This window comes from Neorhizobium sp. T6_25 (genome assembly GCF_002968555.1).
Classification (GTDB): Bacteria; Pseudomonadota; Alphaproteobacteria; order Rhizobiales; family Rhizobiaceae; genus Neorhizobium.
Genome location: NZ_PVBL01000015.1, coordinates 133,452 through 155,723 on the forward strand (window position 1 = coordinate 133,452; position 22,272 = coordinate 155,723).

The window sequence follows — 22,272 nt, forward strand, 5'->3', positions numbered from 1 at the left end:
GCTTACTAGAAGCCCCGCACGTAAATCTGCGAAAAACGGTCATTCACTGAGCGGCCGAGAGCAATATCCGGGATCCGCTCGTCATGTTTACCACAGGAGACAGACGATGGCCAAGTATCGCCACAACCTGCCGCAGATCAACAGCGGCGATTTTCTTTCCGACGGAGGTCTGGAGACGACGCTGGTCTTCCATCGCGGCATCGACCTTCCGGCCTTCGCAGCTTTTCCGCTGCTCGACAACGCCGCCGGCCGCGAGGAACTGACCGCCTATTACGAGACCTATCTGGCGATCGCCCGCGATCACCGCCTCGGCTTCATCCTCGACACGCCGACCTGGCGTGCGAATGCCGACTGGGGGCCGCAGCTCGGTTACGATCGCGACGCGCTGAGGGCGCTCAATATCCGCTCGGTCGAATACATCGAAAAACTGCGTCGGCTCTGGGAACGGCCGAGCCGGCCGATCGTACTCAACGGCGTAATCGGTCCGCGCGGCGACGGCTACAAGGACGGCAACATGGAGCCTCAGGCAGCCGAGGATTATCACGCCTTCCAGGCTGAAGCCTTCGCCGACAGCGAGGCCGACATGATCTCGGCGATCACCATGAACAATATCGGCGAGGCGGTCGGCATCGTCCGGGCATCTAGGCGCGTCGGCATGCCCTGCATCGTGTCCTTCACGGTCGAGACGGACGGCCGGCTGGTCAACGGCAAGACATTGCGGGCGGCGATCGAGGAAACCGATGCGGCGACCGATGGTTACGCGGCCTATTACATGGTCAACTGCGCCCACCCCACCCATTTCGAGCAGGCGCTTTCCCGCGGCGAAAGCTGGGTGAAGCGGATCTCCGGCATCCGAGCCAACGCGTCCGCCAAGAGCCATCAGGAACTCGACGATTCGACGGAACTGGATATCGGCGATCCGCTCGACCTCGGCGCCCGCTACCGCTCGCTCCGCCAGAACTATCCGGCGATGCGGGTGCTCGGCGGTTGCTGCGGCACCGACCACCGGCATCTGCAGGCGATCTGCGACGCCTGTCTGCAGGCGGCCGCGGCCTGAGGCGGGAGGGAGGAGCATGGCTGCCACAACACTGCTTGGCGCCATCGCCCTGATTTCCGGCCGTTGGCTCGACCCCTGCGTCACGGTGAAGGATGCCGATGGCGAGCGCGGCCGGGCGAGGCTCAGGACCCTGCCCATGATCGACGAACACCTGCTGCGCGATATCGGCTTTCGCGAGGAGGTATCCCGTTTCCACCGCAATCGCTTTCCGGTTTTTTGACCCCAGGGACCGGTTCTCGCAAATGCCTTCCGGCGGTTTCGGCTGCCGGGAGGCTTTTCCTTTTCCGTCTCTTCCCCGTCTTTCCACCGTCATCGCGTGGCGGTATAGCTCGCGGCCCATTCGACGATCGAGAGGAGGCCGAGCATGGATGCGACGGATGTCGGCGCCCATTGGGAGAGCAATGCCGAGACCTGGACGATCTATTCGCGGGCCGGCTACGACAAATACCGGGATGCGCTGAATACGCCGGCCTTCCTCGAGATGCTGCCGCCGGTCGCCGGATTGAAAGGGCTCGATCTCGGCTGCGGCGAGGGCACCAATACCCGCGAGGTCGCGCGGCGCGGGGCCGAGATGACCGGGCTGGACATCGCCCCGACCTTCATCCGTTACGCCCGCGAGACGGAAGCTGCCGATCCGCTCGGCATTGCCTATGTGCTCGGCGACGGGCAGGGGATCGATTTCCCGGACGAGAGCTTCGATTTCGTCACCGCCTTCATGTCGATGATGGACATGGCCGATCAGCGAGGGGTTCTGAAGGGCATTTACCGTGTGCTGAAGCCCGGCGGCTTCCTGCAGTTCTCGATCCTGCATCCCTGTTTCATGCCGCCGACGCGCAAGAACATCCGTGACGAGACGGGCGAGGCGGTCGCCATCCAGGTGGCCGACTATTTCGACGAGACGGACGGGCGCATCGAACGCTGGCTGTTTTCGGACATTCCGGCCGAGGAGCGGGCGAAGCTGACGCCGTTTGCGGTGCCGCGTTTCCACCGGACGCTGACCACTTGGGTGTCGATGATCGTCGGCGCCGGGCTGGTGATCGAGGCCTTTGGCGAGCCGATGGCATCCGAAGAGGTGGCGCGGGCCGAACCGGTCGTCGCCGACACCCGCGTCGCGCCGATCTTCCTGCACATCCGCGCCGTCAAGCAATAGACGCGAAAAGAGCGGCCAAGCTCTCGCATGGCCGCTCCATCAGGGTCTCGGTGGTCAGTAGCGTGTCGCGACCAGCAGGTCTTCCTCCTCGTCCCGCTGACGACCGCCGAGTGCGGCTGCCGCCGACGAAATGAATGCGCCGACGAGCAGCGACAGTGAGCCGACCAAGGCGGTCGTGGCGGCTGCCTTGCGGGCCTCGTCCGCTGCCTTCTGGGCCGCGACCTTGGCATCGTCGATCCGCTTCAGGACCGCATCGACGCGAGCGCGGGCATCCTGCGGCGAAAGGCCGGTGCGGGCAGCGACGATCGTTGCCAGATAGGCCTTGTCGTCTTCCGGAACGCCGCCCTGGACGGCACCGTTGAGAAGAATGCGCGACACTTCCGCGGTTGCCGCCCCGTCATCGTTCTGGGCTCGGGCCTGGGCCTGCTGCGGACGCAGCAGCGCATCTGTGAAGTACGACGTCGCCATGTCCGTGCCGCCGGACCCGCTATCCGACGAGGACGCGGCCACTGCGGTACCGGCGATGCCTGCGGTCGATGCCGCCGATCCGAAAGCCTGCGCTCCGGTGTTCGCCAGCGAGCCGAGCGACGACGCCAGGAAACCTGCGACGAAGACGGTGGCGACGGCCCAGGAGACGAAGCCGTGGGCGGTATCGCGGAAGAACACCTCGTCGGTATGCACGGCCGCCCATTTGGTGCGCAGCCGACCGGTCAGATATCCGCCGAGCGCCGCCGACAGCCATTGCACCACCACCAGCCAGATCGCCGCGCTGATGCCGACGGTGGCGGCCGAACTGCTTTCCCCCGACCAGGGAGAGATCATGGTGAGGCCGAGGCCGGATCCGAAAAGGATGAGGATGAGGCTGATGCCGGTGGCAGCCACCGCGCCGCCGAAGATCGGCCCCCATGCGATCGCAGATTTCGACGACTCCACCGGAGTTGCGATCGCGGAGCCTGCGGATGAAATGGGCATTTTCCGCCTCCTCAACGCATGAAGAGAACAAGAAGGATGACGATCGGCAGTGGGATGCCGAGAAGCCAGAGCAGTATGCCGCGTCCCATGGTGAACCTCCTGAAAGAACACAGTTTGTTGTCGAATTGCGTTCCCTCAACACGCCGGCCGACGGTTGGTTCCTGACGCCGATTTATTTAACGATTTTAGCTGAGGCGGGGTGGTTGCCGACGCACCCGTTCAACGTGTGGCGACGTCCATGGTCGAGCCCGAATGGTCACTAAAGCGTGAGCCTGTAACCGGGGTGCTGCCTGCCGCGAATGAGGCTGCAATGGCCACGTTGCAAGGAGCATCCCCGTGAACAACCGGAATTCGTTTCGTCTCGCATTCGCCGCCGCATCCCTGAGCCTTCTCGGCGCCGCGCCCGCCTTGGCCGGGGCGCGAAATCCGGTGGTGGTCGAACTGTTTACGAGCCAGGGGTGTTCGTCGTGCCCGCCCGCCAATGCCAATCTGGTCAAGCTGAGCAGCGATCCCGACATCCTGGCGCTCAGCTTCGCCGTGACCTATTGGGACTACCTCGGCTGGAAGGACATTTTCGGCAGGGAGGAGTTCACTCAGCGCCAGGTGACCTACGAACCGGCACTCGGCCAGTCGAGCCCATTCACGCCTCAGATGGTCATCAATGGCCGCACTTCCGCGGTTGGCCAGGATCTCGGTGAAGTCCGCAGCCTGATCGCAGCAGAAAAGCCGCTTGCCGGACCTGCGGTGCGCCTGAAGGGCGACACGGTCGCGATCGATGGCGGCGGCAAACCGGCTTCGCCTGCCGATATCTGGCTGATCCGCTATGATGCGGGCCTTGTCGAAGTTCCCGTGGCACGCGGCGAAAATGCCGGCGAGACACTGCCCCATGCACATGTGGTGCGCCAACTGACGCATCTTGGGCTATGGGACGGCAAGCCACAAAGCCGGACGATCCCGCCGGCAAAGCCCAACGAGAAACGTGCTCTGCTCGTCCAGGAGCGCAATGGCGGCCAAATTCTTGCGGCGGCGACGGATTGATGAAGAGCGGAGACGGCGCGCTAAAGCTGCGTGCTCCTCTGATGTCCACATCATCCGTAGAGAACCTGTTCCGGCGCCGCTGCTTCAATCCATCGGCGCGGGACCCTGCTCCCGATGCTGTTACACTTGTTGATCGGTTCTCTGCCACTCGCGGCCGGCGAGTTAAGGAAGTGTTTATGAATTCGTGAAAAATGAATGGATACTTGCCGGCGGTCCGGGCCTGAGGGGCTTGGTTGGGATGACCGAGACTGCCGCGCGGTGCGTAACCTTTTGAGTAACCGCCTGCATGTGTTCGCGACGCAGGTGCTGTACGGAGTAAAGCCAAGACCATGAACAAGAAGCCCTTCGCCCTGGCGATCTTCGCCGCATCTTTCGCCACGCCCCTCTGGGCTGCCGACCTCGCGCCCTATTCCGAACCGCCGGCCTATAACGAACCTGCCGGCGCGCCGAAGGCGGGCTGGGGGGGCGCCTATGTCGGTGCCGATCTCGGCATGGCATCCCGCAAGCTGAACCCGTTCGATGGCGACAAGGGCCTCGTTCTCGGCGCTCACGGCGGCTACAACATGGACCTCGATTCCGGCGTCGTCGGCGCGGAAATCGAAGCCTCGCATCTCGGCAACGTGGAAAGCCGCGTACCGGGCGGCAAGATCACCGAAAAGGGCCGCGTGGCCGCCAAGGCCAAGGCTGGCGTCGGCTTCAACCAGACGCTCGTCTACGGCACCGCGGGTGCTGCGCTCACCAGCTTCGGCGGCAAGAACGGCACGTCCGGTCCGGACGGCTGGAAGCCGGGCTGGATCCTGGGCGCGGGCGTCGAGCAGAAGCTCACCGACAACCTGTCGGCCCGGGTCGAATACAATTACACCATGACCAACGACGTCCGCAGCACCTCCGGCGGCGTCTCCTCCAGGACCGACGTGCGCGACCAGACGCTCAAGGCTGGCGTGAACTACAAGTTCTAGTCCCGCAAAAAAACTCTCCGGATCCATCGGATCTGGAGAGGGCATTGTTGCGGTTCGACAATCTATAAAGCGCCGTATGCCGGAAGGCCTACGGCGCCGTTGGTATAATGGGCGGTTCTCAGAGAGCCGCGTCGGTGTCGAGCTGGTCGCGGACCTGGTCGATCTTGCCGACGGCCGGCCCCACGCCAAGCTCGTCCTGCGCCCACCCGAAGGCCTCGTCGCTCACCGGTGCGCCCGCGAAATCCTCCAGCGCATCGCGAAGTGCTGCCTCGCCGAGCTCGGGATCGGTGGCGGCAGGATCGATGCCGTTCGTCAGTTCGTATTGCGCATAGGCGTTCACGTAGGCCGAGAGCGAGGTCATCCGCGGATCGTTGGTGTTGAGATAGGCGTGGTAGTTGCGCTTCAGTGAGCTTAGGCCTGCCACTTTTGCGGCCTGCGGCTTGGCTTTCTCCGCTGGCGTTGCCTTCGAGACCTTGCGGTCGGCATCCTTCTTCGTCCGCTCTTTGCCGGAGCCGAGACTGGCCGAGTTCGACCGGCTCTTGCCGGAATTCCCATGGTTCGAGACGTCGTCGCGACCACCGCCCTTGCCGCCGCCGTTTCCGCCGCCGCCACCATTACCGCCGCCGTTACCGCCGCCATTGCCATCCTTGGCCAAGGCGAGGTCCGGAAATCCGGTTACGCCTCCACCGACGGACACTGCGGCGAGCGCAAGGACGACGATGCCGTTCTTGAGGACCTTGTTCATGTTCATCCATCTCCTGATATGCATTGCCAAAGCCACAAGAAGCTTTGCGCTTCGCGGCTTTTCGGATGCCGTACATTCTGGCGCAGAGGCGGATATAAATCCATGGGATTAGGACCAATGAGCCTGCCTTCGGGACCAAGGTCCGGTGGGGCGGGGACATTGGTCTCATCGGGAGCCTGCACCAATCTTCATGGAAGCCGTACGACACTGCCGCGAGGACGACGATGCTGATCGATGCAAGGTGTGAGGCGGCCACGGATCCGCGGGGTGATGCCCTCCGAGGGGTCTCGACGCTGAAGATCGATCCGTTCAATCGCGCGGCGCTCTACAAGTACGAGTCCTGACGGAGGAGGCGGGGCGTGAGCCATAAAATTCCGAAACGCACGCTCTTGAAGGCGATATCGCGGGGGGCCTATCTTCCTGGGCTTTCCCATCTGGGGAATGACCGCGCCGCCGGTGATCCTCGCCAATATTGCTGTCATAACCCATATCCGTCCTTTCTGCCGGAGCGGGCACGGAGGGTGCAAACCTGTGCAAATGCTGGGGCGCGTCCTTTTCACAAATGAAATAAATCTGTCACAAAACTGTAATGAGCAACAGATAGAGGGTAGCCGACGCCCAAGCGTCAATCCGAATTCCAAGGGAGAAATCCATGAAGAAGTATCTAGGAAGCTGCGCTGTAGCCGCAATTCTGCTGGCCACCGCAGGCGTCGCAACGGCTCGCGATCAGGTTCAGGTTGCCGGTTCCTCCACCGTTCTTCCCTATGCGAAGATCGTTGCGGAAGCTTTCGGCGAAGCCTTCCCGAAGTTCAAGACCCCGATCGTCGAGTCGGGCGGCACCGGCGCCGGCCTCAAGGAATTCTGCAAGGGCGTCGGCGAAGCCACGATCGACATTGCAAATGCTTCCCGCGCGATCAACAAGTCTGAAGCCGAAGCCTGCAAGGCGGCCGGCGTCACCGACGTCCAGGAAATCCGCATCGGCTACGACGGTATCGTTTTCGCGACCGCCAGCAGCAACGGCGACATGAAGCTCGAGCCGAAGGACATCTACAAGGCTCTCGCCGCTCAGGTCGTTGTTGATGGCAAGCTCGTCGCCAACCCCTACAAGAACTGGTCGGAGATCAACCCGACGCTTCCGAAGGGCCCGATCGCCGCCTACATCCCGGGCGAAAAGCACGGCACGCGCGAAGTTTTCGAACTGAACGTTCTTGCTGCAGGCTGCAAGGATTCCGGCGCAACCGACGTCATCGCCAAGGAGCTCGCTGAGAAGGCCGCCCAGACCAAGGCTTGCGTTGCTGTTCGCAAGGACGGCGTTGCCGTGGACATCGACGGCGACTACACCGAGACGCTCGCTCGTATCGCTGCCAACAAGACCGGCGTCGGCGTATTCGGCCTCGCTTTCTACGAAAACAACGCCGACAAGCTGAAGGTCGCCACCATGCGCGGCATCAAGCCGACCGCAGCCACGATCGCTGACGGCACCTATCCGGTTTCCCGTCCGCTGTTCTTCTACGTCAAGAAGGCTCACCTGGGCGTCGTCCCGGGCCTCAAGGAATACGTCGAGTTCTTCCTCTCCGACGACATGATCGGCCCTGACTCGCCGCTCATCGAGTACGGTCTGGTTGCCGCTCCGGACGCCCAGCGCGAACAGGCCCGCAAGGACTTTACCGCTGGCAAGACCATGTAATCAAAAGAACGGCGCCGCTCCTGGCGGCGCCGTTTCTCTCCGACCGCAGGCTTTTGCCTCGGTGGGGAATCGTCGGTTTTGCGGCGATGGTGTTGCGCGAGGCGCGACGGCGATGCGATCGGTTCCGATGAACGGAGCTGGGCGGTGATGGGTTGCCGCCGAAGGCGGTACGCCGGGGGATTATGATGAACACATCACTAATATTGTTGATTTTGGCGATAATCGGCATAGCCGGTTACGTCGCCGGTGCCCGGTATGCAATGGCACTGGTCGGAGGAATTTCCTCCAAACTTCATTCGCGGCCTGGATATTACGGTTCTTTTGTCGCCGTCTGGGCGATCTTGCCGGCCGTCGTCATTCTTTTTGTCTGGCTGGTCGCCAGCCCCATGTATATCAGCTCCTCGGTGCGCGGTGCGTTTCCCGAAGAGGTGAAAACCCAATCGCAGGCCGAGCAGGGCCTGAGCTACGGCATGATTACCTCGATTGCCCGCGGCATGAATGCGCTGACTGGCGACGAAATCGCCCGCATCGAGAATAATCCGGTGGAGCTTCGTGCTGCGCTTGGCGCCAAGGGCGTTCCGCTTGCGGGTGATCCGCAGCCCTTCATGGTCAAGGCCGCTGCCGAGCTGAACAGGATGACCTTCGTCAGCCGTATCCTCATGACGATCATTGTTCTGGGGGCTTCCATCGGCGGCGCCCTCTTTGCTTATCGCCAGATCGCGCCGCGCTTCCGCGCCCGCAACCGGGTGGAAAAAGTGATCCTCGGCAGCCTCGTCGTCGCGTCTTCGATCGCCATTCTGACCACCGTCGGCATCGTCGCATCGATGCTGACGGAAGCTGCCCACTTCTTCACCGCCATTCCCGCCTGGGAATTCTTCTTCGGCACGGTATGGGACCCGCGTTTTGCCGCTGCGGGTTCGGGTGGCTCCGAAGGTCAGTTCGGTCTCATTCCGCTGCTGCTCGGCACGCTCTATATCGGTTTCGTCGCGATGCTCTTCGCGGTTCCGATCGGTCTCTTTTCGGCAATCTACATGTCGGAATATGCTTCGCCGAAGGTCCGCTCGGTTGCCAAGCCGCTGCTCGAAGTGCTCGCCGGCATTCCGACCATCGTCTACGGCTTCTTCGCATTGACGACGGTCGGTCCGTTCCTTCGCGACATTTCTTCGCAGCTGAACGGCCTCGTCACCGGCGACTATGCCAACTTCATACAGGCACAGAGCGTTCTGACGGCTGGTTTCGTCATGGGCATCATGCTTATCCCCTATGTGTCCTCGCTATCGGACGACATCATCACGGCAGTGCCACGTGCCCTGCGTGACGGCTCGCTCGGTCTCGGCGCCACTCGGTCGGAAACCATCAAGAAGGTCGTCCTGCCGGCAGCTCTGCCGGGTATCGTCGGCGCTCTCCTGATGACCGCATCGCGCGCCGTCGGCGAAACCATGATCGTCGTGCTTGCGGCCGGTGTTGCCGCCCGCCTGCAGATCAATCCGTTCGAGCCGATGACGACCGTGACCGTCAAGATCGTCAACCAGCTGACGGGTGACCTTGAGTTCACCTCGCCGCAGACCCTGGTTGCCTTCGCGCTGGGCATCACGCTGTTCGCCATCACGCTTTGCCTCAACATCTACGCGCTCTATATCGTGCGCAAATACCGGGAGCAGTACGAATGACCGATGTGGTTTCTCCCGCCGCCGGCATCCCCAAGGCCAAGTCCGTCCGTCGCGATATCGGCATCAAGGGCCGCTACGCCGCCGAGCGTCGCTTCCGCGCCTATGGCATCGCCGCGCTTTCCTTCGGCATCATCTTCCTGATGCTTCTCCTGTGGTCGGTGGTCTCCAAGGGATACACCGCCTTCCAGCAGACCATGATCACCATGCCGGTCGAGTTCTCGCAGCAGATCATCGACCCGCAGAACGAAAGGGCCACCAACCCGCAGAAGCTGATGACGGCGAACTATCCGGTCGTCGCCCGCAACGCGCTCGCCAAGCTGCTCAACGTCAGCGTGGACGACCGTGTCGCAGCCCGCGCAGTCAGCCAGATGCTGTCGGATGGTGTCCGCGTTCAGCTGCGTGACCTGGTGGTCGCCAATCCGGCGATCATCGGAACGACGCAGACGGTAAGACTGCTCGCCTCCGGCGATATCGACTCGGCCTACAAGGGCCAGATCGACCTCAACGTCGGCCAGGAGAACCGCAAGATCAACGACCAGCAGCTCGGTTGGATGACGCAGCTCTCCGACAGCGGTGCGCTTGCCAAGCATTTCAACAGCGGCATTTTCGTCAACGGCGCATCGAGCCGTCCGGAAGCCGCCGGCGTCGGCGTCGCGCTCATCGGCTCGTTCTACATGATGCTGATCGTGCTTGTCCTGGCGCTGCCGATCGGCGTCGCCGCCTCGATCTATCTCGAGGAGTTCGCCCCGAAGAACAAGTTCACCGACCTGATCGAGGTGAATATCAACAACCTCGCGGCCGTTCCCTCGATCGTCTACGGTCTTCTCGGTCTGGCGGTCTTCGTCAACTTCATGGGCCTGCCGCGTTCCGCCTCCTTCGTCGGCGGTCTGGTGCTCACCCTCATGACGCTGCCGACGATCATCATCGCGACCCGCGCGGCGCTGAAGGCCGTGCCGCCTTCGATCCGGGCGGCGGCCCTCGGGCTCGGCGCATCGAAGATGCAGACGATCTTCCACCATGTCCTGCCGCTTGCCATGCCGGGCATCCTGACCGGCACCATCATCGGCCTGGCCCACGCACTCGGCGAAACCGCGCCGCTGCTGCTGATCGGCATGGTGGCCTTCGTCGCCAACTATCCGACCACGCCGCTTGACCCGTCGACGGCGCTGCCGGTCCAGATCTACATGTGGGCGAACGAAGCGGAGCGCGCGTTCGTCGAGCGTACCTCGGGAGCAATCATCATCCTGCTCCTGTTCCTCATCCTAATGAATGTTGGCGCAATTCTCTTGCGGCGTCGCTTCGAGCGGCGCTGGTAGAAGGAGTATGACAATGAATATGATGTCAGAATCGGCAGTAGAAAAGGCGCTGGACCAAAAGATGAGCGATGCTTCCCACAAGATGATCGGCAAGGACGTTTCGGTTTATTACGGCGAAAAGCGTGCGCTTTTCGACGTCAACCTCAACGTCCGCGAAAACACTGTGACGGCTCTCATCGGTCCTTCCGGCTGCGGCAAGTCCACCTTCCTGCGCTGCCTCAACCGCATGAACGACACGATCGAGAATTGCCGCGTCACAGGCAAGATCACCCTCGACACGGACGATATCTACGACAATAACATCGACGTCGTGGAACTTCGCGCCCGCGTCGGCATGGTGTTCCAGAAGCCGAACCCGTTCCCGAAGACCATCTACGAGAACATTTCCTACGGTCCGCGCATCCACGGTCTTTCCAAGAACAAGGCCGACATGGACCAGATCGTCGAGGCGAGCCTGCAGCGCGCCGGTCTCTGGGGCGAAGTGAAGGATCGCCTGCACGAATCCGGCACCGGCCTCTCCGGCGGCCAGCAGCAGCGTCTGTGCATCGCCCGTGCGATCGCCGTGTCGCCGGAAGTCATCCTCATGGACGAACCCTGCTCGGCTCTCGACCCGATCGCGACCGCCAAGGTTGAAGAACTCATCCATGAGCTGCGTGCCAACTACACGATCGTGATCGTGACGCATTCGATGCAGCAGGCTGCCCGCGTGTCGCAGCGCACCGCCATGTTCCATCTCGGCCAGCTCGTCGAGGAGAACGACACCGACAAGATGTTCACCAATCCCGACGATCAGCGCACCCAGGATTACATCATGGGCCGTTTCGGCTGATCCAGCCGATTGTGCCGCCTGAAAATCAATTTTGAGGACTAGAAGATGGCATCGACCCATATCCTGTCGGCTTATGACGACGAACTGAAATACCTGAGCCGCCGCATTTCCGAAATGGGTGGCCTCGCCGAGCAGATGTGCTCGGACGCCGTGCGGGCGCTGGTCAATTCCGACGCCGCACTCGCCCAGAAGGTCATCTCCGACGACGTGATCCTCGATCACGCCGAGCGCGAGATCGGCGACAAGGCGATCATCACGATCGCCCGCCGCCAGCCGGTTGCAGCCGACCTTCGCGAGATCGTCGGTTCGCTGCGCATCGCCTCCGATCTGGAGCGCGTCGGCGACCTTGGCAAGAACACCGCCAAGCGCGTCATCGCGGTTCAGGGCACCGGCGTTCCGCGCAAGCTCGCCCGCGGCCTCGAACATCTCTCCGATCTCGCCCTCGTGCAGCTCAAGGACGTCCTCGACGTCTATGCGACGCGTTCGGCGGAAAAGGCCGAGGCGATCCGCAGCCGCGACGAGGAAATCGACGCGATGTACACCTCGCTGTTCCGCGAACTCCTCACCTACATGATGGAGGATCCGCGCAACATCACCACCTGCACGCATCTTCTGTTCTGCGCCAAGAACATCGAGCGTATCGGCGACCACGCCACCAACATCGCCGAGACCATCTACTACATGACGACAGGCGCCCAGCCGGAAGGCGATCGTCCGAAGGACGACTCGTCGAACACGCTCGGCGCGATCACCGAATAGAACTGACGGAGCAGGCCAAGAATGCTGCCGAAAATCGCTGTCGTAGAAGACGAAGAGGCGCTGAGCGTGCTTCTTCGCTACAATCTGGAAGCCGAGGGTTATGAGGTCGATACCGTTTTGCGGGGCGACGAAGCCGAAATTCGGCTTCAGGAGCGGGTACCGGACCTTCTGATCCTGGACTGGATGCTGCCCGGCGTTTCCGGCATCGAACTCTGCCGCCGGCTGCGCATGCGCCCGGAAACCGAGCGCCTGCCGATTATCATGCTGACGGCCCGCGGCGAGGAGAGCGAACGTGTTCGCGGCCTCGCCACCGGCGCCGACGACTATGTGGTAAAACCCTTCTCGACGCCGGAACTGATGGCGCGCGTCAAGGCCATGCTGCGCCGGGCCCGTCCGGAGGTGCTCTCAAGCGTTCTCCGTTGCGGCGATATCGAACTTGATCGGGAAACCCATCGCGTCCACCGCAAGAGCCGCGAAGTGCGTCTGGGCCCGACCGAATTCCGCCTGCTCGAATTCCTGATGGCGGCGCCGGGGCGGGTCTTTTCCCGCTCGCAGCTTCTGGACGGCGTCTGGGGCCATGACATCTACGTCGACGAGCGTACGGTCGACGTCCATGTGGGAAGACTCCGCAAGGCACTCAACTTCTCCAACATGCAGGATGTCATCCGCACCGTCCGCGGCGCCGGATACTCCATGGAAACATAGTTGGTGGCCACGAGATGAGCGCGCGGGTCCTGTTGGTCGACGACGACGAGTCGTTCCGCCTGATATTGCGGAAAGCCCTCGTGGCCGACAGCTTCGTCGTATCGATGCTGGCAAGTGGAGCCGAGATCTCAAATCGCTTGAAAGCGGTTCCGCCGGATATCCTGGTCATGAGTTCGGATCTTCCGGGCGTGCGAGGTCTCGAGGTGTGCCGCGAGGTGCGTCTCGACCCTGTCCTGTCGCGCCTTCCGATCATCCTCCTTGTGCCGTCGGGTGGCGAAGGCCTTCACCTCATAGCACTCGCGGCGGGTGCCGACGATTGCCTCCTAAAGCCATTCTCCCCGGTCGAGCTCGTTGTCCGTGTGAAGAACCTGCTCAGGCGCGTGAACCCGGCGCTTCTCGACCATATGCTGAAGGTCGGCGATCTCACGCTTGACCGGGAAGCCCATCGGGTTCACCGGCAGAAACGTGAGGTCAAGCTCGGGCCGAAGGAGTTCAAGCTCCTTGAATTCCTGATGCGGACGCCGGGCAAGGTCTATTCCCGCTCGGAGCTCAAGGCGTCCCTATGGGGCGACGACACGACTGTCGATGAGCGCGCCATCGATGTCCATATCGGCCGGCTTCGCAAAGTCATCAGCCTCGGCAAGTCCGACAACGTGATCCGGACCGTGCGCGGCGCCGGATACGCATTGGGCGATTTCTGACGCCGTCTCGTTGGACTTGAGTCCAACCTTTATTCTGACCGTCTCATTGCGACCCGGCGGACCATTGCCATGGAGGCTGGCGAAGCAGCATTCGGCGTCTATTGAAACTATGCAGCGCCTTTCACCAACGCCTCCGCCGTACCTTGCGGGTCGACCGCAATCACCTTCAGATATGCCTTTGCCGGCTGGTCCGGTTCGGATCGGCCTTGCTCCCAGTCGCGCAACGTCCCGAGCGGAATCTGGTAGCGGCCGGAAAACTCTTCCTGGGTCAGGCCGAGCGCGCGTCGGATGACCTTGACCTGCTGCATGCGGGGAGCGGAGCGGATCTGCTCGCCCGTCATGGGTGGGTTGTCCGGGTCCGCGAGCGCATTGGCTTCCGCTTCATCGTCGCTCATGGCGTCAAAGCGAGCCCAGTTCGATTGCTGTTTTTTACTATCTGGCATCTTCATACTCCCGACGCTCCGCCCGCGTTGCTTTTCTGGCTGATATGAGCCGGATCGTTTCACCACGCTCGGTATAGATGACAGTCAGGAAGCGACCATTGCCGAGTCCGATGATGCGTCGTCTGATCTCACCGTAATCCATCGATCTGTCTTCGGTATCGAAGGCGAATAGGTCTTTAAAAACTGCGGAGGCGTCGGAAAGGCTGACGCCGTGCTTGGCGAGGTTCATCGCCGCCTTTTGTTCATCCCATTCAAAATCTAGCATGGTTGACTACGGGTTTCCAGTAGTTCCCATGTATTAATTCGAAGCTGCCTTTCCTGTCGCAGCCAGCTTGGTATCGACATTTCATTTCCTTCTCCACAGACAAATCCCCGCGGTGAACTCAATCACCGCGGGGATCAGCTTATCTCAGTCTAGGTTGTGGAAAAGCGGCTGCGCCACTTATTCCTGTATTATCAGCTGCACCCGCTCGTAGCCCCACAAGTGTCGCACTTCTCGCAAGTCCCATTCCGGACCATCGTGAAGTTCTGGCACTCGCCGCACATGTTGCCCGTATAGCCCTGGGCAATCGAGCGCATGCGGCGTTCGTTTTCGACCTTTTTGGCTTCCGTCTTGGCGGTCGCAGCCTCGTCGGCGGCCTTGTCGGAGAAGAGGGCGGTGGTGGCCACCTGTTCTTCGGTCAGTTCCTCGACGATCTCTTCGGCGAGTTCCTTGGCGCGCTCCTCGTAGTCCCGCTTGAAGGAGACGATTTCGGAAGTCGAGATGGCGACGGTCGGTTCCAGCTTGCGGGCGGCGGCACCGGCAAAGGCGGTGACGTTGGTGCCGGCCGAGGCGCGGGCAGGGGCGGCGGTCGCCGCACCCTTGATGTCGGCTGCCGGGCGGTCGCCGCCGGTGCCGGAGACGAGGGTTGGCTTGTAGCCGCGGGTCAGGCCCTTGGAGACGACATCCGCCTTGCCTTCCGAGACGCCGCGGCCAAGCGCGGTGTTGGAGAAGTCCGACGTATCGACATGCGCGAGGTCGTGGCGGCCGAGATAGGAGATCGCCAGTTCGCGGAACACGTAGTCGAGGATCGACGTGGCGTTCTTGATCGCATCATTGCCCGTGACGATGCCGGCGGGTTCGAACTTGGTGAACGTGAAGGCATCGACATATTCCTCGAGCGGCACGCCGTACTGCAGGCCGAGCGAGACGGAGATCGCGAAGTTGTTGATGAAGGCGCGCAGCGCCGAACCTTCCTTGTTCATGTCGAGGAAGATTTCGCCGAGACGGCCGTCGTCGTATTCGCCGGTGCGCAGGAAGATCGTGTGCCCGCCGATCTTCGCCTTCTGGGTATAACCCTTGCGGCGGCCGGGCAGCTTTTCCTGGCTGCGGACGACCTTTTCGATGATCCGCTCGACGATCTTTTCGGTGATCGTCACCGCCTGGGCGGCTGCCGGCTGGGCCAGCAGTTCCTCGACGGCGTCTTCCGCATCGTCATCGGCAATCAGCGACGAGTTGAGCGGCTGGGAGAGCTTTGAGCCGTCGCGATAAAGCGCGTTCGCTTTGACACCGAGCTTCCAGGACAGCATGTAGGCGGAGCCGCAATCCTCGACGGTCGCGTCGTTCGGCATGTTGATCGTCTTGGAGATCGCACCCGAGATGAACGGCTGGGCGGCCGCCATCATGCGGATATGGCTTTCGACCGAGAGGTAACGCTTGCCGATCTTGCCGCAGGGGTTAGCGCAATCGAAGACGGCCAGGTGTTCGTTCTTCAGGAACGGTGCGCCTTCGAGCGTCATCGCACCGCAGACATGGATGTTGGCGGCTTCGATGTCCTTCTTGGAGAAGCCGACATGTTCGAGCAGGTTGAAGCTCACGTCGGCGAGCTGCTCGTCGGTGACTCCAAGCGTGCCCTTCAGGAAGTCTGCGCCAAGCGTCCACTGGTTGAAGACGAACTTGATGTCGAAGGCAGCCTTGGTGGCGCCGTTGATGGCTTCGATCTTCTCGTCGGTGAAGCCCTTGGCCCGAAGCGAGCCGGGGTTGATGCCCGGTGCCTGGTTGAGGTTGCCGTGGCCGACGGCATATGCCTCGATCTCGGCGATCTGGCTTTCCGAATAACCGAGCGTGCGCAGGGCTTCCGGGACGGCGCGGTTGATGATCTTCCAGTAGCCGCCGCCGGCGAGCTTCTTGAACTTGACGAGTGCGAAATCGGGCTCGATGCCGGTCGTGTCGCAATCCATCACGAGGCCGATCGTGCCGGTCGGGGCGATGACCGAGACCTGCGCGTTGCGGTAGCCGTGCTGTTCGCCAAGCGAGAGCGCCTTGTCCCAGGCAGCCTTGGCATGGGCGACCAGATCCTGGTCCGGGTTTTCCGAATGGATCAGCGCCACCGGGTTGACCGACAGCTGCTCATAGCCGGAGGTTTCGCCATGGGCGGCGCGGCGATGGTTGCGGATGACCCGCAGCATGCTGTCGCGGTTCGGCGCGTAGTTCGGGAAGGGACCGAGCTCGGAGGCGATCTCAGCCGAGGTGGCGTAGGAAACGCCGGTCATGATCGCGGTCAGCGAGCCGGCGATGGCGCGGCCTTCCGGCGAGTCATAGGCAATGCCTGTCGACATCAGCAGGCCGCCGATATTGGCGTAACCGAGGCCGAGCGTGCGGTACTGGTAGGAGAGTTCGGCGATCTGGCGCGATGGGAACTGCGCCATCATCACCGAGATTTCGAGCACGACGGTCCACAGGCGCGTCGCGTGTTCGTAGTCGGCGATGTTGATGCGGGCGGTCGTCTTGTCCTTGAACTGCAGCAGGTTCATGGAGGCGAGGTTGCAGGCCGTGTCGTCGAGGAACATGTATTCCGAGCACGGGTTCGAGCCGCGGATCGGGCCGCCGGCCGGCGAGGTGTGCCAGTCGTTCATCGTCGTGTTGAAATGGATGCCCGGATCGGCGGACGCCCAGGCGGCGTAGGAGATCTGCTCCCAGAGATCCTTGGCCTTCAGCGTCTTCATCACCCTTCCGTCCTTGCGGGCGGTCAGGTTCCAGTCGCCGTCGGTCTCGACAGCGCGCAGAAAGTCGTCCTTCAGCGAGACGGAGTTGTTGGAGTTCTGGCCGGAGACGGTGAGATAGGCTTCCGAATCCCAGTCCGTGTCATAGGTCTTGAATTCCAGGTCCTTGTAGCCCTGGCGGGCGAACTGGATGACGCGGCCGATATAGTTTTCCGGAACCTGGTCCTTCTTGGCAGCCTTGATCTCCCGCTTCAGGGCAGGGTTCTTGAGCGGGTCGTAGCAATCGTCCCCAGATCCGCCTTCGCAGTTCAGGCAGGCCTTCATGATCGCCTTTAGGTGGCGCGAGACGATCTTCGAGCCGGTGACGAGGGCCGCTACCTTCTGCTCTTCCTTGACCTTCCAGTTGATGTATTCCTCGATATCCGGATGGTCGATGTCGACGACGACCATCTTGGCGGCGCGGCGGGTGGTGCCGCCCGACTTGATGGCGCCGGCAGCGCGGTCGCCGATCTTGAGGAAGCTCATCAGGCCCGACGAACGGCCGCCGCCGGAGAGCTTTTCGCCCGCGCCGCGCAGCATCGAGAAGTTGGAGCCGGTGCCGGAGCCGTATTTGAACAGGCGCGCTTCGCGGACCCACAGGTCCATGATGCCGCCTTCGTTGACGAGATCGTCCTCGACCGACTGGATGAAGCAGGCATGCGGCTGCGGATGCTCATAGGCCGACTTGGATTTGGTGAGCTTGCCGGTGAAGGGATCGACATAGAAATGGCCCTGGCCGGGGCCGTCGATACCATAGGCCCAATGCAGGCCGGTGTTGAACCATTGCGGAGAATTCGGGGCGACGCGCTGGGTGGCGAGCATGTAGGCAAGCTCGTCCATGAAGGCGGCCGCGTCTTCTTCGGAGGTGAAGTAGCCGCCCTTCCAGCCCCAATAGGTCCAGGTGCCGGCAAGGCGGGAGAAAACCTGGCGCGCATCGGTTTCGGAACCGTACTGCTCTTCCTTCGGCAAAGCCTTCATTGCTTCCGTGTCAGCTACAGAGCGCCACAGGAAGGAGGGGACGTCGTTTTCCTCGACCTTTTTCAGGAACTTCGGAACGCCGGCCTTGCGGAAATACTTCTGCGCCAGAACGTCCGTCGCAACCTGGGAGAACTGCGCCGGCACGTCGATATCGGCAAGCCGGAAGACGATCGAGCCGTCCGGATTGCGGATCTCGCTGATCCCCTTGCGGAATTCGATTTCCCCATAAGCGCCTGTATCCGGCTTGGTGAAACGACGTTCGATGCGCATTGCCTTAATCCTCGTCCGTTGGCGCCTGATGATAAGGCGCAGATGTGCCGCTCCAGCTCACACGTTCGACGCGCGCAGCCGGTTGAATGTTCCCGATCCCAGGTGAATCATCTTTCGATGCGAACCTGTATGTTGTGGTGATAACGGCTGCAACACTACTACATATAGTATTAACAGAATCTTTCCGCCAGTCCCAGCCGTTGTTCCGGAGCGGAAAAACGAGCACGCACGGAGACCGTGATAGCAGCCCGTCCTCATAGCCGGACTGCATGATCTTTCCCGTCAAACTCGAAGAAGAACCGGCCTCGTTAATTCCGGTCCAGTCGCCGCCGCAACGTAAGGAACACTGTCGAACGAGCCGAGAGATTCGTCAAGGCGTAGATTGCAACGCTTTTATAACCACAAGATATTGTGGTTCGCGGCTGTGGATAACGGGGACGAAGAAATAGCCGAGGATTCTCAGGCAGTTGCGGGGACAGCCTGAAACTTGCGTTATGAGGCGCGGAAATATTTCGTGAGCGGCAGCAGGTGCCGAAAGCCCGATCTAGCAGGGTTTTGAGGGTTCGGCTGTACCATATTGGGGCAGGTCAAGAATCTGTGGCCACCACTAATAGATAAGGCCGCGCGGTTTTTAACCGGCAGGCCCGTGACAAGCACCGAGATTTTTGAAAAGGGGCCGGAGAGAATCAGCCGCCGGCGATCGGCTCCCGGTGAAGCCCTGTCCCCGCGGAAAAGAGCCCCAGTTGTCCCAACTGACTTCCAGTGCGTCGGGACGATAGCCGCGCAGGCTACCCGAAAAGGCGTGGATGTGTGCCGAACAGGTTCTTCATCGGCGAGTCCCTTGGGACTTCGTTTATCTTTTCCTGGCGCTGCGGCGTCAACGATGCCGCAGCGCCAGGGGTATCTCGCCCGGTTCAGAGAGAATCGACGTTTATCCCGATCGTCACGGCGCCGATCGGCGCTCCGCTCTCATCGGTAATCGTCACGCTTGCCTGCGACTGCAGCGTCTGGGACGATTCGTCCTTTTCAACCTCGTCGACGAACAGCGCGTTCTTGCCGGCACCGAAGGATTTCTTGAACTTTGCCTCGTCGCCCTGCCAGTAATCGGAGGTTATGTCGCTCTGGCCGACATTGAGGCCCTTGGCGTCCATGACGAAGATTTCCGTAATCGCCCCTCCAGACTTTTCCTTCTTTTCCACGAGAAGCTTCGACAAGGCGTTGTTCAGAACGCTGTCGATCGTCGCACGATTGGAACTGTCGACCTCGGCGCGCCATTTTTTGTCGAGCGCCAGGATATCGGCGTCGCTCAGCTTGGCATTGGTGGCATTCTGGGCCTTGATCGCCGAAATGATCACTGCGTCGGTGAGCCAGGGCTTTACTTTACCGGTGACATATTCGGTCACCGGCGCGACGTGGGCCTCCTCGGCCAGAGCCGTGCCAAGCGGCAGGGCGGATACGGTGCTGCCGAGAAGGAGCATGACGATGATCTTATGCATAGGTGTTTCCCTTCCAGAGGTTGCTGACGTTTATGCGCTCATGCCGCTTCAGAGGCGTCTTCAGGACGCTTGTCTGAACGGAGCGGCAAAGCCGGTTTTTTTGTCGGAGAGAGATTGATGCCCCCCCGATTCGGAATGGGCCCGGGCACCATTTCCGGCTGTTTTTGCGACAGTGAAGCTGCTGGCCGAACTCAGCAGCAGACGGCCTTGCGAGAGCAGTTCCTGGCAGGCTGCATTGGTTTCCTCCACCATCGCGGCATTCTGCTGCGTGGCATGATCCATCTGGTTGATCGCGCTGTTGATCTCCTGCAGGCCCGTGGCCTGTTCCCGATAGGACTGGACGATCGAAACGATGCTGTCGCTGATGCGGTTGATCTGGTCGCCGATCTGGAGAAGGGCGTCGCCCGTGTCGTTGACAAGCCCGACGCCGGCAGCGACTTCCTGATTGGAGCTGGTGATCAGAACCTTGATTTCCTTGGCCGCATTTGCCGATCTCTGGGCCAGCTCGCGCACTTCCTGAGCAACGACTGCAAAACCCTTGCCGGCCTCGCCCGCACGGGCCGCCTCGACACCGGCATTCAGCGCCAGGAGATTGGTCTGGAAGGCGATCTCGTCGATAACGCTGATGATGTGGCCGATCTGGCTGGACGAAGCCTGGATCCGGTCCATCGCCCCGATCGCATTGCGGACGACGGTTGCCGAGGAATGGGCGCCCTTCTTCGTCTCCTCGACGAGGTGCCCGGCGCTCTCGGCCTTCTGCGAAGAGGTCCTGACCGTTGTCGTGACCTGGCCAAGGGAGGCGGCGGTCTCCTGGAGAGCGGCGGCCTGTCGTTCCGTGCGTTGAGCCAGCTGGTCGGCGGCGCCGGCAAGCTCGCTGGAGCGATCCTCCACCTGGTGGGACGCTTCCTTGATCTCCGTCAGGGCGGCAGCAACCGCCTCCACCATGTTGTTGAAGTCCTGCTGCAGTTTTTCAAAATCCGGCCCGAGACCATTGAGATGAATCGAGAAATCGCCTCCGGCAAGCCTTTCCAGCGCGTGTCCGAGCTCTGCCATGACGGCTCGTTGGGTATTGCTGGTTTCCTCGGTGATCCGCGTATTGCGGGCGCGTTCCTCGTCAAGCGACTGGCGCTGTACCGCGGCGATACGCTCTTCCTCGACCTTCGCGATAGCCTCGCCGCGGAACACTTCCAACGCGCGAGAGAGAACACCTATCTCGTCGCCATTGCGCTGGTATTCGACCGGAGAGGTGAGGTCGCCGGTTTGCAAGGCAATGATGCGCGCACTGAGGTTCCTGACGGGGCGTCCGACCAGCCGGCGCATTGCCAAGAGGAAGGCTGTGACCGCAACGGTGATGATGAGCAATTGGATAAGCAGCGTGTTCAGCACTTCCTGCTGCGCCGTGGCGAGGATTTTCTCCACCGACCAGGCAGTGAAGAGATAGCCCGTGACCTTGCCGGATTTGTCTGCGGGCAGGGGAACGACGATCCCGACCAGACCTCTGGAAGCCAAAGTCGTATCGACAACCGTGCTGTCGGGTTTTTGACCGATCACCTGGGCCAATTCGGCGGAGGACAGGACGCCCGCCACGCCGTCGCGTGCCCAGATGTCGACCGGTGCGAGCTCGGCGTTGAACGCGGCGAACTGGACGAGGTCGAGGTTAGGGTTGTCGCGCTGCAGAGCATAGGCTTCCCGCACCGCATTGACCTTGCCCCATTTCACGCCACCGGCCGCAACCGACGCGAACTGCTCGGCGCCGCGCGACCAATGTGCCGTCGCCGTGCTGATCAGCAAGCGCGTTTCGGATATCCAGGTATAGGTGGCCAAGGCAGAAACGCCACAGATGTTGACCGCGACAATAAGCGCCGCCAGTTTCGTGGTCAGCGGCATCCTATTCAGAAAATCACGCATGCGGGCCTCGATGTCATGCAGACGCGACCGGGGGGAACCCAGCCTGGCGGATTGAACTCGGACATCGTACGCTGAGAGTTTACACGACAGGCATCATGCCCGTGTCGCCATTGTCAGGCAAAGCCTACGGACGACAGTGTTCCTTCTTTATATGAAGAAAAAATAAAATTAGGACGCCCTCATGGGGAAAGTGGAGAAATATACCCGCCTGGGGCGAGATCTCGACGCGAGTTCCTTATGAATGCCAATTCAGGCCGCACGAAGTCCTCCTCGATCCTTCACGACGCCGAAATGAACGGTTTTCACCGCAGGCCTCAGGGACGCGCCGGATTTCGTGGCTGGCCTCGCGCCGAGGCGCTTCCGCGGAGAGAGGGCTCGACGTCACCCTTCTCCCCTGCCATCCACAAGTGCCGCCCGCGCCTCCGCCCTAAAACTGGCTGCTAGAGCACATCCTGTTCAATCCGGGTCATATCCAGCAGCCCTGAAGTAGTTTGCGCATTCTGCCGGTGTGAAGCGGGGGATCAAGGCGCCGACGGCATCCCATAGAGCATCGACCTTTCGCTCCGCC

At 61.7% G+C, this 22,272-nt stretch carries 20 protein-coding genes and 1 pseudogene; 13 read left to right on the forward strand and 8 right to left on the reverse strand.

The genetic code is table 11. From position 1 onward, the window contains the following. Nucleotides 1-106 precede the first annotated feature (106 nt). The 3 genes from C5L10_RS20215 to C5L10_RS20225 all read left to right on the forward strand — a co-directional run bounded on the left by C5L10_RS20215 (nucleotide 107) and on the right by C5L10_RS20225 (nucleotide 2,207). Nucleotides 107-1,057, forward strand: coding sequence for a homocysteine S-methyltransferase family protein (locus tag C5L10_RS20215; protein ID WP_105431117.1), 951 nt, complete (start codon nucleotides 107-109; stop codon nucleotides 1,055-1,057). Between the two features lie 16 nt (nucleotides 1,058-1,073). Beyond that, entirely contained in the window at nucleotides 1,074-1,277 is a 204-nt protein-coding gene (locus C5L10_RS20220) for a hypothetical protein (RefSeq protein WP_105431118.1), read from the forward strand. Between the two features lie 144 nt (nucleotides 1,278-1,421). After that, entirely contained in the window at nucleotides 1,422-2,207 is a 786-nt protein-coding gene (locus C5L10_RS20225; protein WP_105431119.1) for a class I SAM-dependent methyltransferase, read from the forward strand. A 54-nt stretch (nucleotides 2,208-2,261) separates the two neighbouring features. On the opposite strand, the gene C5L10_RS20230 is transcribed toward C5L10_RS20225, so the two are convergent. Continuing rightward, on the reverse strand, nucleotides 2,262-3,179 hold the full coding sequence (locus C5L10_RS20230) for a hypothetical protein (protein WP_105431120.1): 918 nt from the start codon (nucleotides 3,177-3,179) through the stop codon (nucleotides 2,262-2,264). Here C5L10_RS20230 and C5L10_RS33740 point away from each other — a divergent pair. From C5L10_RS33740 to C5L10_RS20240, 3 genes are all read left to right on the forward strand, one after another. Further along, the gene (locus C5L10_RS33740) at nucleotides 3,167-3,442 is read left to right on the forward strand and encodes a hypothetical protein (protein WP_172717086.1); all 276 of its coding nucleotides are present in this window, start codon (nucleotides 3,167-3,169) and stop codon (nucleotides 3,440-3,442) included. The two genes, C5L10_RS20230 and C5L10_RS33740, sit on opposite strands and share 13 nt — an antisense overlap. Before the next feature lie 73 nt (nucleotides 3,443-3,515). Further along, complete coding sequence (locus C5L10_RS20235) at nucleotides 3,516-4,217, forward strand: thioredoxin family protein (protein ID WP_105431121.1); 702 nt, start codon at nucleotides 3,516-3,518, stop codon at nucleotides 4,215-4,217. Between the two features lie 329 nt (nucleotides 4,218-4,546). Beyond that, entirely contained in the window at nucleotides 4,547-5,176 is a 630-nt protein-coding gene (locus tag C5L10_RS20240; protein WP_037084677.1) for an outer membrane protein, read from the forward strand. Nucleotides 5,177-5,294: 118 nt separating this feature from the next. On the opposite strand, the gene C5L10_RS20245 is transcribed toward C5L10_RS20240, so the two are convergent. Then, the gene (locus C5L10_RS20245; protein ID WP_245448063.1) at nucleotides 5,295-5,921 is read right to left on the reverse strand and encodes a hypothetical protein; all 627 of its coding nucleotides are present in this window, start codon (nucleotides 5,919-5,921) and stop codon (nucleotides 5,295-5,297) included. A gap of 652 nt (nucleotides 5,922-6,573) precedes the next feature. Here C5L10_RS20245 and C5L10_RS20255 point away from each other — a divergent pair. The 7 genes from C5L10_RS20255 to C5L10_RS20285 all read left to right on the forward strand — a co-directional run bounded on the left by C5L10_RS20255 (nucleotide 6,574) and on the right by C5L10_RS20285 (nucleotide 13,588). Continuing rightward, nucleotides 6,574-7,608 carry a substrate-binding domain-containing protein gene (locus C5L10_RS20255; protein WP_046668029.1) on the forward strand — a complete coding sequence of 345 codons (1,035 nt, stop codon included), beginning with the start codon at nucleotides 6,574-6,576 and terminating at the stop codon, nucleotides 7,606-7,608. 185 nt (nucleotides 7,609-7,793) lie between these two features. After that, a complete protein-coding gene (gene pstC / locus C5L10_RS20260) occupies nucleotides 7,794-9,278 on the forward strand; it encodes a phosphate ABC transporter permease subunit PstC (RefSeq protein WP_105431136.1) in 1,485 nt (494 codons plus the stop codon). Then, nucleotides 9,275-10,594 (forward strand): phosphate ABC transporter permease PstA, encoded by a 1,320-nt coding sequence (pstA, locus tag C5L10_RS20265; RefSeq protein WP_105431123.1) that lies wholly within the window; start codon nucleotides 9,275-9,277, stop codon nucleotides 10,592-10,594. Before pstC ends, pstA begins: the two co-directional genes overlap by 4 nt. 13 nt (nucleotides 10,595-10,607) lie before the next feature. Then, nucleotides 10,608-11,423 carry a phosphate ABC transporter ATP-binding protein PstB gene (pstB, locus tag C5L10_RS20270; RefSeq protein ID WP_046668027.1) on the forward strand — a complete coding sequence of 272 codons (816 nt, stop codon included), beginning with the start codon at nucleotides 10,608-10,610 and terminating at the stop codon, nucleotides 11,421-11,423. A gap of 45 nt (nucleotides 11,424-11,468) precedes the next feature. Further along, complete coding sequence (phoU, locus tag C5L10_RS20275) at nucleotides 11,469-12,182, forward strand: phosphate signaling complex protein PhoU (protein WP_105401106.1); 714 nt, start codon at nucleotides 11,469-11,471, stop codon at nucleotides 12,180-12,182. Nucleotides 12,183-12,203: 21 nt separating this feature from the next. Beyond that, on the forward strand, nucleotides 12,204-12,887 hold the full coding sequence (phoB, locus tag C5L10_RS20280) for a phosphate regulon transcriptional regulator PhoB (RefSeq protein ID WP_037084667.1): 684 nt from the start codon (nucleotides 12,204-12,206) through the stop codon (nucleotides 12,885-12,887). 14 nt (nucleotides 12,888-12,901) lie between these two features. Continuing rightward, nucleotides 12,902-13,588, forward strand: a complete 687-nt coding sequence (locus C5L10_RS20285; RefSeq protein WP_105431124.1) for a winged helix-turn-helix domain-containing protein — start codon at nucleotides 12,902-12,904, stop codon at nucleotides 13,586-13,588. A gap of 107 nt (nucleotides 13,589-13,695) precedes the next feature. On the opposite strand, the gene C5L10_RS20290 is transcribed toward C5L10_RS20285, so the two are convergent. The 6 genes and pseudogenes from C5L10_RS20290 to C5L10_RS20315 all read right to left on the reverse strand — a co-directional run. Next, entirely contained in the window at nucleotides 13,696-14,037 is a 342-nt protein-coding gene (locus C5L10_RS20290) for a DNA-binding transcriptional regulator (protein ID WP_172717087.1), read from the reverse strand. Next, a complete protein-coding gene (locus C5L10_RS20295; RefSeq protein ID WP_105431126.1) occupies nucleotides 14,021-14,296 on the reverse strand; it encodes a BrnT family toxin in 276 nt (91 codons plus the stop codon). Before C5L10_RS20295 ends, C5L10_RS20290 begins: the two co-directional genes overlap by 17 nt. 191 nt (nucleotides 14,297-14,487) lie before the next feature. Further along, nucleotides 14,488-18,300: a vitamin B12-dependent ribonucleotide reductase gene (locus C5L10_RS20300; protein ID WP_105431127.1), complete on the reverse strand. Its 3,813-nt coding sequence runs from the start codon at nucleotides 18,298-18,300 to the stop codon at nucleotides 14,488-14,490. Between the two features lie 914 nt (nucleotides 18,301-19,214). Next, complete coding sequence (locus C5L10_RS20305) at nucleotides 19,215-19,796, reverse strand: hypothetical protein (protein WP_105431128.1); 582 nt, start codon at nucleotides 19,794-19,796, stop codon at nucleotides 19,215-19,217. A 60-nt stretch (nucleotides 19,797-19,856) separates the two neighbouring features. Continuing rightward, nucleotides 19,857-21,704 (reverse strand): HAMP domain-containing methyl-accepting chemotaxis protein, encoded by a 1,848-nt coding sequence (locus tag C5L10_RS20310; protein WP_105431129.1) that lies wholly within the window; start codon nucleotides 21,702-21,704, stop codon nucleotides 19,857-19,859. Nucleotides 21,705-22,160: 456 nt separating this feature from the next. Then, nucleotides 22,161-22,272 (reverse strand): annotated as a pseudogene (locus tag C5L10_RS20315) (IS630 family transposase); the annotation flags it as partial.

Coding starts and splice junctions, on each gene's coding strand:
- C5L10_RS20290 (WP_172717087.1), bottom strand. CDS start 14,037: ATGAAGATGCCAGATAGTAAAAAACAGCAATCGAACTGGGCTCGCTTT.
- pstC (WP_105431136.1), top strand. CDS start 7,794: ATGAACACATCACTAATATTGTTGATTTTGGCGATAATCGGCATAGCC.
- C5L10_RS20220 (WP_105431118.1), top strand. CDS start 1,074: ATGGCTGCCACAACACTGCTTGGCGCCATCGCCCTGATTTCCGGCCGT.
- C5L10_RS20310 (WP_105431129.1), bottom strand. CDS start 21,704: ATGCGTGATTTTCTGAATAGGATGCCGCTGACCACGAAACTGGCGGCG.
- C5L10_RS20285 (WP_105431124.1), top strand. CDS start 12,902: ATGAGCGCGCGGGTCCTGTTGGTCGACGACGACGAGTCGTTCCGCCTG.
- pstB (WP_046668027.1), top strand. CDS start 10,608: ATGAATATGATGTCAGAATCGGCAGTAGAAAAGGCGCTGGACCAAAAG.
- C5L10_RS20225 (WP_105431119.1), top strand. CDS start 1,422: ATGGATGCGACGGATGTCGGCGCCCATTGGGAGAGCAATGCCGAGACC.
- C5L10_RS20300 (WP_105431127.1), bottom strand. CDS start 18,300: ATGCGCATCGAACGTCGTTTCACCAAGCCGGATACAGGCGCTTATGGG.
- C5L10_RS20245 (WP_245448063.1), bottom strand. CDS start 5,921: ATGAACAAGGTCCTCAAGAACGGCATCGTCGTCCTTGCGCTCGCCGCA.
- pstA (WP_105431123.1), top strand. CDS start 9,275: ATGACCGATGTGGTTTCTCCCGCCGCCGGCATCCCCAAGGCCAAGTCC.
- C5L10_RS20305 (WP_105431128.1), bottom strand. CDS start 19,796: ATGCATAAGATCATCGTCATGCTCCTTCTCGGCAGCACCGTATCCGCC.
- C5L10_RS20255 (WP_046668029.1), top strand. CDS start 6,574: ATGAAGAAGTATCTAGGAAGCTGCGCTGTAGCCGCAATTCTGCTGGCC.
- phoB (WP_037084667.1), top strand. CDS start 12,204: ATGCTGCCGAAAATCGCTGTCGTAGAAGACGAAGAGGCGCTGAGCGTG.
- phoU (WP_105401106.1), top strand. CDS start 11,469: ATGGCATCGACCCATATCCTGTCGGCTTATGACGACGAACTGAAATAC.
- C5L10_RS20230 (WP_105431120.1), bottom strand. CDS start 3,179: ATGCCCATTTCATCCGCAGGCTCCGCGATCGCAACTCCGGTGGAGTCG.
- C5L10_RS20295 (WP_105431126.1), bottom strand. CDS start 14,296: ATGCTAGATTTTGAATGGGATGAACAAAAGGCGGCGATGAACCTCGCC.
- C5L10_RS20240 (WP_037084677.1), top strand. CDS start 4,547: ATGAACAAGAAGCCCTTCGCCCTGGCGATCTTCGCCGCATCTTTCGCC.
- C5L10_RS33740 (WP_172717086.1), top strand. CDS start 3,167: ATGAAATGGGCATTTTCCGCCTCCTCAACGCATGAAGAGAACAAGAAG.
- C5L10_RS20215 (WP_105431117.1), top strand. CDS start 107: ATGGCCAAGTATCGCCACAACCTGCCGCAGATCAACAGCGGCGATTTT.